Source organism: Anaerolinea thermophila UNI-1, from assembly GCF_000199675.1.
Taxonomy (GTDB): domain Bacteria; phylum Chloroflexota; class Anaerolineae; order Anaerolineales; family Anaerolineaceae; genus Anaerolinea; species Anaerolinea thermophila.
This window is the reverse complement of record NC_014960.1, coordinates 13,386-29,250: the sequence shown is the minus strand read 5'-3', so window position 1 is coordinate 29,250 and position 15,865 is coordinate 13,386. Positions and strand designations below refer to the sequence as shown.

General features: G+C 62.1%; 14 protein-coding genes. 4 read left to right on the top strand and 10 right to left on the bottom strand.

All coding sequences use genetic code 11. The features are described from left to right. From ANT_RS00150 to hydA, 5 genes are read right to left on the bottom strand one after another with little or no spacing between them, the layout of a single operon-like run. Positions 1-1,392: a proton-conducting transporter transmembrane domain-containing protein gene (locus tag ANT_RS00150; protein ID WP_013558463.1), complete on the bottom strand. Its 1,392-nt coding sequence runs from the start codon at positions 1,390-1,392 to the stop codon at positions 1-3. Then, positions 1,389-2,576, bottom strand: a complete 1,188-nt coding sequence (locus tag ANT_RS00145; protein WP_013558462.1) for a glycosyltransferase family 4 protein — start codon at positions 2,574-2,576, stop codon at positions 1,389-1,391. Before ANT_RS00145 ends, ANT_RS00150 begins: the two co-directional genes overlap by 4 nt. After that, a complete protein-coding gene (locus tag ANT_RS00140) occupies positions 2,573-3,169 on the bottom strand; it encodes a hypothetical protein (RefSeq protein WP_013558461.1) in 597 nt (198 codons plus the stop codon). Before ANT_RS00140 ends, ANT_RS00145 begins: the two co-directional genes overlap by 4 nt. Further along, positions 3,166-4,764, bottom strand: coding sequence for a hypothetical protein (locus tag ANT_RS00135; protein ID WP_013558460.1), 1,599 nt, complete (start codon positions 4,762-4,764; stop codon positions 3,166-3,168). Before ANT_RS00135 ends, ANT_RS00140 begins: the two co-directional genes overlap by 4 nt. A gap of 3 nt (positions 4,765-4,767) precedes the next feature. Then, a complete protein-coding gene (gene hydA / locus ANT_RS00130) occupies positions 4,768-6,183 on the bottom strand; it encodes a dihydropyrimidinase (protein ID WP_013558459.1) in 1,416 nt (471 codons plus the stop codon). A 132-nt stretch (positions 6,184-6,315) separates the two neighbouring features. Here hydA and ANT_RS00125 point away from each other — a divergent pair, with 132 nt between their 5' ends. Beyond that, positions 6,316-7,245: a hypothetical protein gene (locus tag ANT_RS00125; protein ID WP_013558458.1), complete on the top strand. Its 930-nt coding sequence runs from the start codon at positions 6,316-6,318 to the stop codon at positions 7,243-7,245. A 123-nt stretch (positions 7,246-7,368) separates the two neighbouring features. On the opposite strand, the gene ANT_RS00120 is transcribed toward ANT_RS00125, so the two are convergent. Together ANT_RS00120 and ANT_RS17190 are read right to left on the bottom strand one after the other, a co-directional pair. Then, positions 7,369-8,289: an ADP-ribosylglycohydrolase family protein gene (locus ANT_RS00120; RefSeq protein ID WP_041454413.1), complete on the bottom strand. Its 921-nt coding sequence runs from the start codon at positions 8,287-8,289 to the stop codon at positions 7,369-7,371. 12 nt (positions 8,290-8,301) lie between these two features. Continuing rightward, a complete protein-coding gene (locus tag ANT_RS17190; protein ID WP_013558456.1) occupies positions 8,302-9,951 on the bottom strand; it encodes a cytochrome c family protein in 1,650 nt (549 codons plus the stop codon). A gap of 153 nt (positions 9,952-10,104) precedes the next feature. Here ANT_RS17190 and ANT_RS00110 point away from each other — a divergent pair, with 153 nt between their 5' ends. Next, a complete protein-coding gene (locus tag ANT_RS00110; protein WP_013558455.1) occupies positions 10,105-11,436 on the top strand; it encodes an AAA family ATPase in 1,332 nt (443 codons plus the stop codon). Beyond that, the gene (locus ANT_RS00105; protein WP_013558454.1) at positions 11,405-12,028 is read left to right on the top strand and encodes an RloB family protein; all 624 of its coding nucleotides are present in this window, start codon (positions 11,405-11,407) and stop codon (positions 12,026-12,028) included. The genes ANT_RS00110 and ANT_RS00105 overlap by 32 nt, the downstream gene beginning before the upstream one ends. 84 nt (positions 12,029-12,112) lie before the next feature. Here ANT_RS00105 and ANT_RS00100 read toward each other — a convergent pair whose 3' ends face one another. Genes ANT_RS00100 through ANT_RS00090 form a run of 3 tightly spaced genes read right to left on the bottom strand, consistent with a single transcriptional unit; the run spans position 12,113 to position 14,149 of the window. After that, positions 12,113-12,361 carry a hypothetical protein gene (locus tag ANT_RS00100; RefSeq protein ID WP_013558453.1) on the bottom strand — a complete coding sequence of 83 codons (249 nt, stop codon included), beginning with the start codon at positions 12,359-12,361 and terminating at the stop codon, positions 12,113-12,115. 22 nt (positions 12,362-12,383) lie between these two features. Further along, positions 12,384-13,751, bottom strand: a complete 1,368-nt coding sequence (locus tag ANT_RS00095) for a PQQ-dependent sugar dehydrogenase (RefSeq protein ID WP_197534075.1) — start codon at positions 13,749-13,751, stop codon at positions 12,384-12,386. A 20-nt stretch (positions 13,752-13,771) separates the two neighbouring features. Beyond that, complete coding sequence (locus ANT_RS00090) at positions 13,772-14,149, bottom strand: hypothetical protein (protein WP_013558451.1); 378 nt, start codon at positions 14,147-14,149, stop codon at positions 13,772-13,774. 209 nt (positions 14,150-14,358) lie between these two features. On the opposite strand from ANT_RS00090, the gene ANT_RS00085 reads away from it, so the two are divergent. Continuing rightward, positions 14,359-15,864: a gluconokinase gene (locus ANT_RS00085; RefSeq protein WP_013558450.1), complete on the top strand. Its 1,506-nt coding sequence runs from the start codon at positions 14,359-14,361 to the stop codon at positions 15,862-15,864. Position 15,865 lies beyond the last annotated feature (1 nt).

Sequence of the window (15,865 nt, the reverse complement as noted above, 5' to 3'; positions counted from 1 at the left end):
TTACGGCATGAGAATAGCAGGCACAAGCCCCAGCATAGCAGGGAAAAGCAGGCGCGGCAGGAAGCCCAGCAAAATCAACACCACCACCCCCACACTGATGAGAATGGCTTGGAAGGGCGTCTCGCGCGGCTCGCGCGGACCGAAATAACCGCCCGTCAGCACCGCCAGCACGCGGAAACCGCTCAACAGCAAGCCGCCCGTCCCTGCCAGCGCCAGCACCGCGCTGAGGGGTGCCCGGGTTGCCAGTTCCTCCAACAGCAGGAAGCGCGCCGGGAAACCCGCCAGTAGCGGCAAGCCCGCCAGCGAGAGATACGCCGTTGCCAGCCCGGCGGAAGCAAAGGGGAAGGTTTCGGCGGCGCGGTCAAGGTCTTCAAAGCGCAAGCCCTTGCCCCCGCTTCTCATCACCGAAGCCGAAAGCGCCCACAGCGCCAGCGCCAGCACCCGCGGCAGGAAGAGCATGGCAAAGGTCTCCATGCTCTGCGGAGTGTTCAAACTCAACGCCAGCAGAGAGGTGCCGGTCTCGATGGTCACCGCGTAGGCAAACAAGCGACCCAGATGACGCTGAAACACCGCCCAGCCGCCCGCGGTCAGAATCATCACCACGCCGGTCAGACGCAATACCTCCCACAGCGCGGACAGGTCTTTCAACCACGCCACCGCGTTGATGTACCTCACCCCCAGCAACAGGAAGGTGGTGGGCAACAGCATGAGCAGATAGCCCAGCGGGTAGGGATCGGCTTCCTCCGCCACCAGCGGCATCCAGGCATAGAAGGGGAAAACTGCCAGCCACAGCGCAAACCCCACCCCCAGGAAAATCTGCGCCAGCAGGGGGAAGAAAGTGTTTGCCGGGTTGGCTTCCACTGCGCTCAGCGCCCAGCCCGCCAGCAGAATGAACGGCATGGCAAAGGTCTGGAAGATGAGGTAGCGCAGTGCTCCCGTACCGACCGGTTTACCGGGCGGCGCCACCAGCGGAATGCTCAACAGTACCGCCAGTTCCACCAGCAGGGCGGCATACAGGAAGGGCTGAACCGAAAGCGCCGCCAGCAACAGCGCCGCCACTGCCAGCCCGTACGGAATCATGAAGCGGTGCGCGCGCGCCTCGCGCGAACCCCCAAACCAGAACGCGGCGATCAGATACACGAAAATGAGCAGAGGGCGGTCGTTGTTCTGCACCACCAGTTGACGCCCCGCCAGCGCCAGCGTCGGCTCAATTTCCCAGCGGTTGCCGAAAACGCGGAAGCCCGTGCCGATGGGCAGAAGCCACGCCAGCAGTGCCAGCAACAGGCACAACACCACCCCCAAACGCATCACCCAGCCCTCGCGCCAGCGCACCAGCCACAGGATGAAGGCAAAAAATAGCGGGAAGAGAATCCAGATCAGCGGAGCGTTCATGCAAGTGTCTCCCCATGGATGGCTTTCCGGTAAATGCTCATCAGCCCTTCCAGATGGCGGGCAGAGGTAAAGCGCTCTTCCACCGTGCGCCTGCCAGCCTGTCCCAGGGCATGGGCTTGGGCGGGATCGGCGAGCAGTCCGCGGATGCGCTCCACCAGTTCCTCAACGTTGCCGGGGGTGAACAGGCGTCCCTGCACGCCGTCTTCGACCAGATACGGCAGTCCGCCGATGCGCGCGGCAATCACCGGCACGCCGCACGCCATGGCTTCCAGCGCCGCCAGCGAGAACTGCTCATAAACCGTAGAAGGCACCACCGCCAGCGCCGCACCGCGCAGGAAATCCCAGCGCTGTTCGGGGGGAATTTGCCCCACAAACTCCACGTTGGACAGCCCGCGCGCCCTCTGCTCCAGGCTAGCGCGTTGTCCCCCTTCGCCGGCAAGGCGGAAGGTCACCCCGGGCAGGTGCCGCGCCGCCTCAATGAGCAAATGCGCCCCTTTTTCTTCGGAAAGACGCCCCAAAAACGCCACGTACCCGTTGACCGGCGGGGCAGAGCGGGCTTCGGGCAAAGGATCGGGGATGAAGTTGCCCAGCACCTCCATCTGCCCGGCGCGGAACAGACCGCTCTCCACCATCTTCTGCACGGTAAATGGCGTCAGGGCAATGGCGCGGGTGATGCGCGCAAACGTCCCCCGGCGGCGGTGCCAGCCGATTGCCAGGGCGTAGAGCGCGCTGGCGGGGTAACTGTTGCGGTAACAGCGCCAGCGCACCGCGTGCAGGGTATTGCCCTTCTTACAGCGTTCGCAGAGCCTGCCCTGCGTGTAAAACAAGCCGTTGGGGCAGAGAAAGCGCACGTTGTGCAGGGTCTGCACCACCGGCACGCCCTCATCCGCCAGCAGGCGGTACACGGCGGGCGAAATCAGCGGGAAGACGTTATGCACGTGCGCCACTTCAGGGCGGTGTGTACGAATGAGTTGGCGCACCTCGCGCACCGCCCGCGGAGAATGCAGGACGCTCAGCCCCAGCAAGAATTTCTGCAGAGCAGAGGCATGGCGCAGTTCCTCGTTACTGCGCCGGTAGAGGATGACCTCATGCCCGGCTTGCCGCAACAGGGAGAGTTCGGCGTCGAACGCCAGCGTCTCGCCGCCCAACTGCTGATAATCGTTGTGAATCAGCAAGAGCCTCATTCCTGCCCCTCTCCCGTGCGCATGGACGGCGCGGTGATGACGTAAGAGCCCACCAGCGCCAGCCCCAGGGTGATGAGCGACTGCACCCCCGCCACCAGAATGGACTGTTCCACACCGGTGTAGAGCAGGTCAAAACCTGCCAGCGTGGTGAGCAATGCCACTACCTCGCGGAAGGGGCGGGTGGACATGCCCAGGTGCAGTAAGCCCATGCCCGCCAGAATCAGCCCGCCGTGCATGACAGGCGCGCTCACCGGAAAATAACGCGCCATCAGCGGGGCGACCGAGTACACCAGCAGGGCAACCAGCGCGGCGGCGACCAGATGAAACGCCGTCCCCACCCAGCCCGGCGGGGGCGATTCGCGCCAGCCCTCGGCAGGTTGAGCCGCGCCCAACACTGCCACCGCCATCCAGCCGGTGACCAGTTTCACCGCCGCCAGTCCTGGCGACCACACCGAGAGGATGTACACAGCCGTAACGGCATAGACCACTGCCAGCGCTACCAGCCCATGACGCCATTCCTGCCCCACCAGCAGGTACACCGCCGCCGCCAGCGCCGCAATTTCCAGCCCGCGGAAGAGCCATTCCAGAATCATCGCGCCACCTCCGCGCGAATCAGCGAGATGAACAGCGCCAGCAAGACGAACACCCACAGCATACCGCCACTGCCCTCCAGCAGTGAGGTGAACAGGTCGAACACCCCCGCTACCCGCTGATACAGCCAGCCGATGAAGCGGTACAGCCACATCAGCCCGAACAAATCTGCCAGGAACGCCCCTGCCTGCGCCACAGAACGCCGCAGGGCTTCGGATTCAATCAGCCCGCTGAAGCGGCGGCGCGCCAGATTGAATAATCCAAACCCCAGCGCAAACAGCGCCAGCGTCACCCCCCCGCCGATGAGACTTTCACGGGTGGGGAAGAGCGCCAAGCCCAGCACGCCCACCAGGAAATATCCCAGAATCAGCACCATCAACCCCAGCGGATAGACCACCTGAATCCAGCGCTCCATCTGGCGCAGGTTCTCGCCTTCCATCAGGGAAAAGCGCAACGCGCCCAGCATCAGCAGGGGCAGAGGGAACAGGAACGCCCACTCCAGCGGGGAGAACGTGCGTGGCAGAATCCCGCTCCAGCCCGCCGCCAGGGGGGTGAAGGGCAAGCCCGCCATGCCCGCCAGGGCAATCAGCGGGAAGACCACCGTCCCCGGCTGAGAAGCCGAGTACAGGAAGAACACCGCTCCGGGCAGAATGAGCAAAACGCCCCACGCCAGACTTGCCAGCGGCTGACCGTGCAGGACGCAGGCTACCGCCATGCCCGCCGTGGCAATCAGCCAGAAGGGGCGGGCGCTGAGCGCATCCGGCGCGGCAAGCCAGGCGCTTGCGCCGTACAGCACCGCCAGCGCCGAAAGCGCCAGCAATCCCCCCTGCCAGGCGGCAGGCACCGCCCCGGCGGGCAGACGCGCCAGCACCGGCAGGACCGAAGCCGCAGATGCCATACGCAGAGCCGTCCCCAGCCCGCGCCGCGCCACACTGCCCTGCACGGCGGTAAGGTGCAGAGGAAGCACCCCCAGGCGCAATCCGCTGGCGATGAGCAGGAACAGCGCCTCGCGCGGCGCCAGCGAAGCAAAGGTAGGGGGCAGGTTTTGTCCGCGCGCCATCAGAATCGCCGTCAGCGCCAGAAAACTGCCGCTGACACGCACGGCAAAGGCGGTGACGGTCTGCACTCCCAGCCGGCGCTCCCGGCTGTTGGCTTGCAGGATGACCAGTTCCATCAAATCCATCAGCGTCCAGGTAAGTACCAGGCTGAGCAGGTTGGCGGCATACACCGCCAGCATGGCAACCGCCAGAATGCTGAGGATGCCCGCCCACGCCGTCGGGCTGACATCGCGCTGAAGCCGTGCCGAAGCGGTGAGCAATGTCCCCAGCGCCAGCACGCCCAAACTCATGGCGTACAGCCACGAGATGCTGTCCAGCCCCAGAATGGGCGAATCGGTAAACTGCGAAAGAGGAAGCCAGTTCTGCACCACCACCTGCTGAGGCAAGCGCCAGCGCAGGAAGAGCAGGAACGCGCTTGCCAGCAGGGCGCTCAAGACGCCGGTCAGCCAGGCATAGCCTACGCCGGGGCGGGTGCGCCGCAGGATGAGGATGGTCAGCGCACCCAGCAAAAGCACAGCCGGGGGAATCAGCGCCAGCAAGGCTTAAATCACCTCTCCAGAAGAACGTTTCAAAAAGCGTCCCATGCCAGGGCGTCCGCGCCACTCGCCCTGATGCACGATGACCTGCCCGCGCAGAAGTACGGTTTCGGGGAAGCCCTGCAGTTCCCAGCCCTCATACAGGTTGTAATCGGTGCGGTGATGAGCGTAACGCACCCCGTAGGTCAGCCGTTGGGCGGGATTCCAGAGGACAATATCGGCATCGGCGCCGGGGAGCAGGGCGCCCTTCTGCGGGTACAGCCCGAAGATGCGCGCCGGCTGGGTGGCGGTAAGGGCTACAAACTGGTTGGGAGTCAGCCGTCCTGCGCCCACGCCGTACGTCCACAGGACAGGCAGGCGGTCGCCTACGCCGGGCAAGCCGTTGGGGATGCGGGTGAAATCGCCCCTGCCCAGTTCCTTGCCGGGAATGGCAACCGGTTTCCCCTCGTACTCGATGGGTTGAGTGCCATCATAGAAGAAAGGACAGTGGTCGGTGGCAAGGGCTTGCAGGGTGCCGTCCGCCAATCCCTGCCACAGGCGTTCCTGGTCGGCGGGAGTGCGCACCGGCGGGGAGCAAATCCACTTGGCGCCGTCGGGTCTCTGCAAGTCTTCCTCGCTGAAGAAGAGGTACTGCGGGCAGGTCTCGCCCATCACCGGCAAGCCCTGAGCGCGGGCATACGCCAGCATGTCCACCTCGCCCGCGGCGTTCATGTGCACCACATACAGCGGGGCATCCGCCATGCCCGCCAGCGCCGCGCCGCGCAGGACGGCTTCCACCGCGCTCCATGCTGGGCGGGTGCGGGCATGCCAGACAGGCTCGGTGCGCCCCTGCGCCAGGGCTTCGGCAACCAGCAGTTCGATGACATCGCCGTTCTCGGCGTGCATCATCGTCAGAATGCCGTGTTTGCCCGCCACGCGCATCACCCGCAGGATGTCGTCATCGGGCAGGCGCAGGCGGTTGTTGTACGCGGTGAATACTTTAACAGAGGAAATACCCTCATCCAGCAAGGCGGGCAGTTCCGCCAGCGTATCGGGGTAAAGATGGGTGATGTTCATGTGGAACGAGTAGTCCACCGCCGCCTTGCCGCCCACGCGCTCATGCCAGGCATCCACGCACTGCCGCAGGTTGGGATAATCCTGACTGACGAAGTCAATCACCGTGGTCGTTCCGCCAAAAGCCGCCGCCTTGTGCCCGGTGTAATGGTCATCGGATGAGACCGTGCCGAACATGGGCAGGTCGAAGTGGGTATGCACGTCCACCCCGCCGGGAAGCACCAGTTTGCCCTCGGCATCCAGTACCCGGGCGTCGGGCGCAGTCAGGTCGGCGCCAATGGCGGCAATTTTCTCGCCTTCGATGAGGATATCAGCACGGAAGGTCTCCGCGGCAGTAATCAGCGTCCCATTTTTAATCAGTGTCCTCATGGCTCATCCTCCGATTCACCGGCTGGCACTCTCATTGCAACATTTCTGGATGGTTTCAAGTATAAACCAAAGGTGCAATTCGTGATATAACCATTAAAACAAGCGGGGTGTTTGTACGGCGGTGGGAGGTGTATGAAACCCTTGCATATTTCCCCTTCGGGAAAATGGTTGTTTCACGCCACGCCGCAGGGCAATGTGATGGTCTGGGATTTGTCCGGCGGGACTTTGCACGCCGTTTGCGATGGACTCTGGATTGGTCATTCGCTGGATGAAGAGCATCTGCTCACCCAAACCCCCGAAGGCGTAAAGGCATGGAATCTCCCCCGCGGAGAGGAAGAGCCGCTCGCCCTGCTGAAAGCAGAACTCTTTGCCCTGCATCAGCGGGTGGTGGTGCGCAAACAGCCCTACACCTTGCAACTGGACCTGCTGGATGTGCTGACGGGCGAGATGGTGCTGAACCTGCGCTTTGAGCAGGATCCGCGCTACCATCCCCGTCTGGAAGCCTGCGCGCTGGCGCCCGACGACCGTTCCCTGCTCATCACCCTGGCGGGGGAGTTTGGCGGTCAGGCATGGGCGCACGGCTACGTGCTGGGGGTGCCCGGCGGCGCGCGGCGGGTGAAATTTAAGGTCAACCGCCATCAGCCTCCTGCCTTCTTCGCTTTTACGGCTCAGCCGTTTCAGGTGCTTTTACAGGACGAGATGTACCACCTTACTGTGCTGAATCTGGAGCAGGACCGCTTTGAGCAGGACGTTTGGGTCAGCGGGTTTTCGGGCGCGGCGGCGTTCTTCCCGCTTTTGCCCGCCGTGCTGGCAGTGAGCGTATGGGAGCCGATCGTGGATCCCGCCATCTCGCCGTTTTCGGTGCAGTTTCTCGACCTGCGGCGTACCAGCGGCGAGCGCATGCGCCGCGCCGCGGTGATTGCCGTCTTTCAGGAAAGCCAGCCGGTTCACGACATGATCTTCACCCCTGACGGGCAGACGCTGGCGGTGCTGGTCAGCACCGGCGCCATTCACTTGTGGAATCTGGCGCAGGGGCGCATCGAGCGCACCCTGGAATTGTAGTTTTTTCATCCAAAGGCTTTCATTTCTGCCAGCCGCGGAGGAGGTGCTTCGCAATCACAAAGACATGCTTGCATCGTCACAAGGTTCGCGCCAGCGAGCCGTGGTGACCTCCTGCAAGATATTTCAGCCTCCCAGCCTCTGTTCCTCTTTCCCCTCAGCCAGCGCATCCGCCAGGGCGCGGATGTCTTCCTGCAGGGCAAGTTTCTCCAGCCAGCCGGCAGGGATGCCCGTCTCGCCGTAAAATGCCCCGGCAAACTGCCCGCACACCGCCGCGGTGGTGTCGGCATCTTCGCCCAGGTTGGCGGCGCGCAGGACGGCATCGGCAAAACTTTCCGAGCGCCAGAAGCACCACAGCGCCGCTTCCAGGGTATGCACCACGTAACCCGAACTGCGAATCTGCGCCTCGTCCTTCTCCAGGTACTCCCCGCGCGCAATGGCAGTGATGCGCGGACTGCCCGTGAAGGTCTCGCGGTCGCCCAGCACCACCTCTTCTCTGGATTTACCCGCCAGCGCCCGCACCAGCATGCGCGCCATCAGGCGCGAGGCATCCACACATTCCGCCGCGCCGTGGGTGGTACGCGAACTCTCGGCGGCGTAATGCTCCGCCGCATCCAGGTCAGGGTAGTAGAACATGGGGATGGGCGCCAGGCGCATGATACAGCCGTTGCCCGCCGAATACGGGTCGGTCGAACCGGCAAACGGCTCGCCGGTAGCACGGAAACGCGCCAGCGCCGCCGCCACCGTCCCGCCGATGTCGAAACAGTCCCCCGTACTGCTCCAGTAACCCTCGTCCTGCCAGCGGCAGTAACGCTCCATCTGATCGCGGGGGTCGAAGCCCCGGCATGCTACCAGACTGGACGCCAGGCACAGCGCCATCGAAGTGTCATCCGTCCACTGTCCGGGCTTCAGGTGGAAGGGTCCCCCGCCGAGCATGTCGGTCAGCGGCTCAAAACTGCCGCGCGGACGGAACTCTACCGTCGTTCCCAGGGCATCGCCCACCGCCAGCCCCAGCAAACAACCGCGAAAGCGATTTTGTAAGGTCATTTTCATTCCTTTCTAGCGGCTTTGCGCGCTGGCTGAGGCAACCACCACCGGCACATTGCCCACTTTTGCCAACATCGCGCCGAAATCCTTTGCCGGCTCGCTCTGGCTGTCCAGCACGTTCTTTGCCCAGCGGTAACTCACCGACTGGTAAAGCAGTTGCGCTTCCACAGTGAAGGGTGCGCGGGCTGACCCCAGCGGGATGCGGTACTGCACGGTATCGCCCCCGCCGAGGAAATCCGCATCGTTGAGGGCATCGCCAATCACTTCCGAGACTTTGGGGGCTTGAGTCTTGTCGAAACCGCGCGGCAAAAGGCGGTTGTCCTTGATGTACGAAGCCGCCAGCATCTGGTAGGTGGTCACCTCGCCGCTGACGGTTTGCATCACCGGCTCGTAAATCTGCACCTCATCCGGCGCGGTGATGCGGGTATAGTGCGGCTCGTACGCTTTGGGGTCGTCGTTGTCGTTGCCGCTGATTTTGCCCTCGCGGTCGTACCCGCCAGACTCGAACACCACCTTGCCGGAAGCATCCTTCACGGTGACGTGCAACCATGCCCGCCGCGAGGGGAACGAGGTGGGGAATTTATGCCCGGTCAGCAGGTCAATGCGCACGTCAAACGCCAGCGTCTCGCCTTCCTGCCGGGGCGGGGTAATGGACAGGACAGCGGTGCGGGTTTGCAGGAACTCGCTGGTGCGGGCAATGTGGGCGTCCAGTCCCGTGCCGCCGGGGTTGCGCACGCCTTCCACACTGCCATCCCGCAACAGGGTGAGCAGGAAGACGTTGCCGCCGGTGAAGGTGTGGCGGAAGAAGGGCTGGTAAGTATTCTGCGGGGTGATGCTGGAAATGGGCGCGGCGCCCTGGGCTTGCGGCATGTGGCAGTCCTGGCAGGATGCCTGCCCGGCGTACTGCGAAGCCAGCCACTCGCTGTAAGGGGTCTGCTCGTAGAACAGGGCATCCCCACTGCTCAGCGTGCCGTCGGCGGTAATGTAATTAAGGTACAGTTCGTGGCAGGTGGCGCACAACTGCGACTGGCGCACATGCTCGCTCTGCGTGGCAACGAAGCCCGAGGCGGCTTGCATGGTCTGGCGGTTCTGCTCGGTGATGGGCAGGGCGCCGTACAGCGGGCGTTCGCCCATGGGCGTGGCGGTGTCAATGGCAAGATCGCCGCTGTGGCGCAGGTCGGCGGCAGGCTGGGGAATCTGATGGCACACGGTGCAGGATACACCGTCCAGCGCCAGTTTGCCCAGCGGATGCCCCACCGCCAGCACACCCTGCTCGCCATACAGGGCGGTTTCCTGCCCCTGGGCTTTCTGAGTGACGCGCGCCATGGGGGTGTGGCAGGTGGCGCACTTGGACTGGATGGCGTCGGCATACTGCGGGGCATTGAGCAGTTCCATCTGCACGCTGGCGCGGAAGTAGGGGTCAAGCGCGGCGTTACCCATCACGCTGGTCTGCCACTCGGGGATGATAGAGACATCCGCGCCGGTGCTGTCCTTCAAGCCCTGGTGGCAGGCGGCGCAGTTGCTGGACGGCTTGAAGAAGGCTTCCTCGGGGGCAATGGCAGGGGTGGGAGAGGACGTGACAGGCGCGGCGCACGCGCTCAAGAGGATGAGGACGAACAGGGGCAAGCCCCACAACACGACACTGCGCTTTGGGGTGACCATAGCATTCCTCCCGTAGGATTATTGTAGCGCGAGTCGGAAGAGGACAATCTCGAAATTCTTCTTAAAAACTCATTCTTGACACGGAATATAAAACGGTATATTATTGCATTGTAAAAGCGTGTTTTTTCGAATTTTTCACAAAAAGAGCAAATTATGTTGATAGAATTTAGTGTTGCAAACTTCCGGTCTTTTTATCAGACGGTCACTTTAAGCCTGCTCGCCACTCCCTTGAAGGAAAAAGAGTCCCGCCTGAACACGGATAACCTCTTCGAGGTAAATCGCCTCAAATTGTTGCGCAGTGCGGCAATTTATGGCGCCAACGCCAGTGGAAAGAGCAATCTGGTGCGAGCCATAGGGTTTATGCGTCGGTTTGTTCTGGATTCGGCAACGGAGTTTCAATCCGGAGAAAAAATCCCGGTGGAACGTTTTCGGTTGAACCGCGAAGCACGTCAGAAACCCGCTGTATTTCAGATCATCTTTGCTTTGAACAACAAGCGTTACCGCTATGGATTTGAAGTGGACGAAGAGCGGGTCCACAGCGAATGGCTGTACCAAACCGTGCAACGCGAGAGCCTTTTGTTCATTCGCGAAGGAAACGACTACGAGGTTTCCACCCCTTTCAGGCGGGAAGCGCCGGCAAAACTCCGCGAGATGACCCGTTCAAACGCACTCTTCCTCTCGGTAATGGCGCAGTTTAACAGCCCGCTGGCAGTTTCTCTGCTGGAGTGGTTCCGCAAGCGTCTGCAGGTAGTTTCAGGGTTAAAAGATGAATTCTACGCACCTTACACTATGAAGCAATTACAGGAACATGAACCCTTCCGCCAGTTTGCCCGTGAGATGATTCGGCTGGCAGATACCGGCATAACCGCCCTCTCGGTGAAAAGCGAATCTCTGGACAGCACAAAAATTCCCGCCGAGTTGCGTAAATTTCTCCAGGAAATTGCCGAGAAAACAGGCAAACCGGCTGAAGAAATTTCCCTCCGAAGCGTGGAAACCACCCATCCGGTGTATGCGGGGGAAAATTTCGTGGGTAACGAGACTTTTGATATTGACGATGAATCAGACGGCACGCAGAAATTCCTTTATTTGCTGGGACCGCTTTTCGATGTGTTGAAAGAAGGCAAAGTGCTGGTCATTGACGAACTGGACGCCCGCCTGCACCCCATGCTGAGCCGTGAAATTGTGCGCCTCTTCAACTCCCCGGAGACCAATCCCCAAAATGCGCAGTTGATTTTTGCTACCCATGATGTTGGTCTGCTGGGGGAATGCTTGTTACGGCGCGATCAGGTGTGGTTTACCCAAAAGGACCGCTTTGGCGCATCTGAATTGTATTCGCTGGCGGAGATGAAAGAGCGTATAGACGCCTCTTATCTGAAAAATTACCTATCCGGGCGCTACGGAGGTATTCCCCTGCTGGGCGGATTGCGTCCGTATGTGGAGGATATACTCAAACATGGCACGAACACCGAAGCCGAGCGGTCGTAAACTCTCTCCTAAAGGCACACCCCTGCGCAAGCGTTCCACTAAACAGCGCGAACTCAGACAGCGCATCCTCATCGTATGTGAGGGAAAGCAAACTGAGCCGAATTATTTCAAACGCTTCCGCGTCAATGCGGTGGTGGAAGCATTTGGATTAGGAAGAAGCCCGCTGGATCTCGTCAAATATGCTCAGGACTACAGGAAGAAAGAGGGCTTTGATCAGGCTTGGGTCGTGTTCGATCGTGACAATGTTCAAGCCTCTCAATTCAATCAAGCCATCTCGGAGGCTCAAAAGTCAGGGATAAAGGTGGCTTATTCCAATCCGTTTTTTGAGGTATGGTTTCTCTTGCATTATGGCTATCATAATACCCCGATGAACCGGGAAAAGTATATTGAAAAATTGAGCCAAAACTTGAAACGTCCTTACCAGAAAAACGATTCTTCGCTATACGATGACTTGCTTTCCCGTCAAAGCACGGCTATTTCCAATGCCCAACGTTTGCTGGCATCTTATACCCCCCATGACCCTGCGCAGGATGACCCCTGCACCACCGTACATCTTTTGGTGGAAGAACTGAATAAACACCTGATCCCATAAGAGGGATAACCTTATCTTTCCCCCCAAACACACCCCACGGAGACAGAGTCCTCTGCCCCCGTGGGAGTGAATGCCACAATAAATTTACTTCGTCTCCGGCGTGTCCGGCTTTTCGGCAAAGGGATCTACGTCCGGGTTGGTGCCTGCCCAGATGCAGGCGGCTTCGCTGAGCAAACCGCACTCCGCGCCGCGTGAACAGCGGTGCGCTACAATACGCGGTTTTTCATCGGGCAGATGCTCGTCGGGGTAAATCACCTCGGCTTCCAGCGAGACCTCGCGACCTACATGCCGGCAGTACTGCACTTTAATCGTTTGCCAAACCCGTTTAGCCATGCATCACCTCCTGTAAACTGACTTACTGCGATTGACGTACCAGTTTGAGCAAAGCCCCGTTCTGATGGTCGGTGATGTACACCTCGCCCAGAGCATCCTGCCCAAACGAACTGACCGAAACCCCGCCCAACTGGAAGAGTTCCTGCGACTTCCACGTGCCATCCGCCTGGCGGAGCAAGCCCCAAACCTTGCCGGTGCAGTAATCGGCGTAGAGGTACACCCCCTGGAACTCGGGGAGCGCCGCCCCGCGATAGACAAACCCGCCCGTCACCGAACAGCCCACGGGGTGGGCGTACTCTGCCACCGGCTCGACAAATACCGCATCCGCCGGCGGCGTGCCTTCGTAAGGGTGCAAACCCTCGCGGTAATCCCAGCCGAAGTTGGCGCCGCCCGGCGAACCGGCGGGCAGGAAGTCAATTTCCTCGTAGAGGTTCTGCCCCACGTCGCCGATGTACAGGTCGCCGGTCAGGCGGTCAAAGGAAAAGCGCCAGGGGTTGCGCAGTCCGTACGCCCAAATCTCCGCCAGCCCCTTCTGCCCGTCGGCAAAGGGATTGTTGGCAGGGATGGCATACGGCTCGCCGCCGTCCACGCTGATGCGCAGTAACTTGCCCAGATGCGTCTTGAGGCTCTGCGCATTGCCCCAGGGATCGCCGCCCTGTCCGCCGTCGCCCAGCCCAATGTACAGGTAGCCATCCCGTCCAAACGTCAGCCCGCCGCCGTTGTGATTCGCCGCCGGTTGATCCACGCGCAGTAAGACATACTCGCTGGCGGGATCGGCGGCGGTGCGCTCAGCGTTGGCGGTAAAGCGGGCAATCACTGTATCGCCCTTGCGGTCGGTGTAATTGACGTAAAAGAAACCATTCTCGTTAAAGCGCGGGTGCAGGGCAATGCCCAGCAAGCCCTGTTCGTTGCCCGAAGAGCCCACCCGCTCGACAATGTCCAGGAAGGGCGTCTCGCGGCGCGCGCCGTTCTCCACCAGCGCAATCACCCCGCGCTGTTCCAGCACCAGCAGGCGCGAGCCGTCGGCGCTGAGGTCTGCCAGGTCCAGCGGACGCTGAAAGCCCGCCGCCGCCTGCACCCAGGTAAACTGCGCCGGGTCGGGGAAGGCGGTCACACTGCTGACGGTATTCCCGCCCGGCGCGGGGTAAGCCGCCTCGCTGGTCGGCACGGGGGTGGTCTCAGCCGGAGGCTGATAACCTTCCAGCGTGGGCACGGTACCGCCAGCGTTGCTCGCGGCAGGCGGGGCGTACAGGGTGGGCGTTTCAGGCGCGGAAGGCGCCGGGGCGGTGGTGGTGGGGGGTTGAGGCGAGGGCGTGGCTTGCGGCGAACATGCCGCGAGCAGAACGCCCAGAAGCAGGATTAGCGGAAACAAACGGCGAACGAAACGCAACGTGACCTCCTTAATCACCATTAAGAACTTAGCGGACCTTCCTCGCGGAACTCGGCATCAATGATATTGTCGTCCTCGGGGGCTGGCTTTTGCGGCGGGATTTCTACAATCGTGGTATCGCCCTCGATGGCGCGGCGGTGCTCTTCCACCACGTCCTGCGGACACATTTCAAGGAACAGCGAGTTTGCCAGCCAGATGAGCGCGGCGTCGTCGAAGGGCAGAAGCGGCAGAGCATCGGTGGGGATGAACATGTACACCACCGAGGCAATCGGCAAAACCTTGACCAGCGGCGAGACGCGGCGGTCGGCAACCAGTCGGGCGATCAGGCGCACCTGATTGGAAAGCGTGCGAAAGAATCCCCCACCCCCTACGATAATCTGGCGCGATTTTTCGGGCATCGCCACCTCCGTTAGAAAAGATTATACCAGCCCGGAGAGGATTGACAAGCGGAGGTGTACACGATTCCGCTGTTTTTGTTAATTTCTTGAGGCGCGTTCGCCTGTCTATCCCCACCAGAGGCGGTATGAGCAGGGATCACCGCAAAGGCGCGAAGGACATAAAGGAATGGATGTTCTGACGAGCCGCACTTTTGATATACTTATCCCCAATGTCACCCTGTTTTCTTGGACTGGATGCCGGCACCGGCTCGTGTAAATCTGCCCTGCTGGATGAGAACGGCAACCTGATTGCCGAAGGCTCAGGCGCTTACCGCCTGCCCGTCCACCAGACCACCACCGACCAGGACGCCGAAGCCGTGCTGGCGGGCATCCTTCAAGCAGGGCGCGAGGCGCTGGAGAAAGCCGGCATCCCGCCGCAAGAGGTGGCGGGCATCTCGCTGGGGGCAGCCATGCACTCCCTGCTGGCGGTGGATGCGCACGGTCAGCCCCTCACCGGCGCGATGACCTGGGCGGATAACCGCGCGCAGGCGCAAGCCGATGCCCTGCGCGGCACCCCCGAAGGCGATGCCCTCTACCGCCGCACCGGCTGTCCCATCCATCCCATGTACCCGCTCTACAAAGCCCGCTGGCTGAAGGAACACCGCCCCGAACTCTTCCGCCGCGCAGCGAAACTGGTCACCCTGCGCGATTACGCCCTCTACCGACTGTGCGGCGTGTGGGTCACCGACCCCTCGATGGCATCCAGCACCGGCTGGTTCAACCTGCACACCTTTGGCTGGGATGCCAATGCGCTGGCGTTCTCCGGGGTGAGCGCCGCCCAACTGCCGGAGATTCATCCCCCGGATACATCCTTCCCCCTGCGCCCCTCGCCGCTGGCGGATGCCCTGGGCTTGCTCCCCGGCACACCGGTGACGCTGGGATGCAGTGACGGGGTCAACTCCAACCTGGGGGCGGGGGCGGTGCGCGAAGGGCAAGCCGTGCTGATGATCGGCACCAGCGGGGCATTGCGCCAGTTTTCGGCGCAGGCACGCTTCCACCCCGGGCAGGGTTCGTGGTGCTACGCCGTTGAACGCGGGCGCTTTCTGGCGGGCGGCGCCATCAACAACGGCGGGCTGGCGCTGACCACCCTGCGGGATTGGTTCGCCGCGCTCCCCGGGGCTTCGGCGCTGACGGTGGAAGACCTGCTGGCACTGGCAGAGCAGGCGCCGCCCGGCGCCGGCGGGCTGGTGGCTCTGCCCTTCTTCAGCGGCGAGCGCAGTCCCGACTGGAACGCGCAGGCGCGCGGGGTGTTCTTCGGCTTAACCCCCGCACACCGTCCGGCACACCTGGCGCGGGCAGTGCTGGAAGGGGTTGCCTTCCGCCTGCGCGCGGTGATGGAGATGCTCGCCGAAACCGGCACCGTCATCCGGGAAATCCGCGCCTCGGGCGGCTTTGTGCGCTCGCCGTTGTGGCTGTCCATTGTGGCTTCGGTATTGGGGCAACCCCTGCACCTGCCCGCCAGCGGCGAAACTTCCAGCCGCGGGGCGGCGTTCTGGGCAATGCGCGGGGCAGGCGCGCTGGCGGATTTTGACATCCTGCCGGAGCGCATTGCCATCGTCCAGACGGTGCATCCCGACCCTCTGGCACAGGAACGCTACCAGCGCGTATATCCGCTGGCGCAGTCGCTCTACCGCGCCTTACTCCCCTTCTACGATGCGCTGGCGCATCTGGATTGAA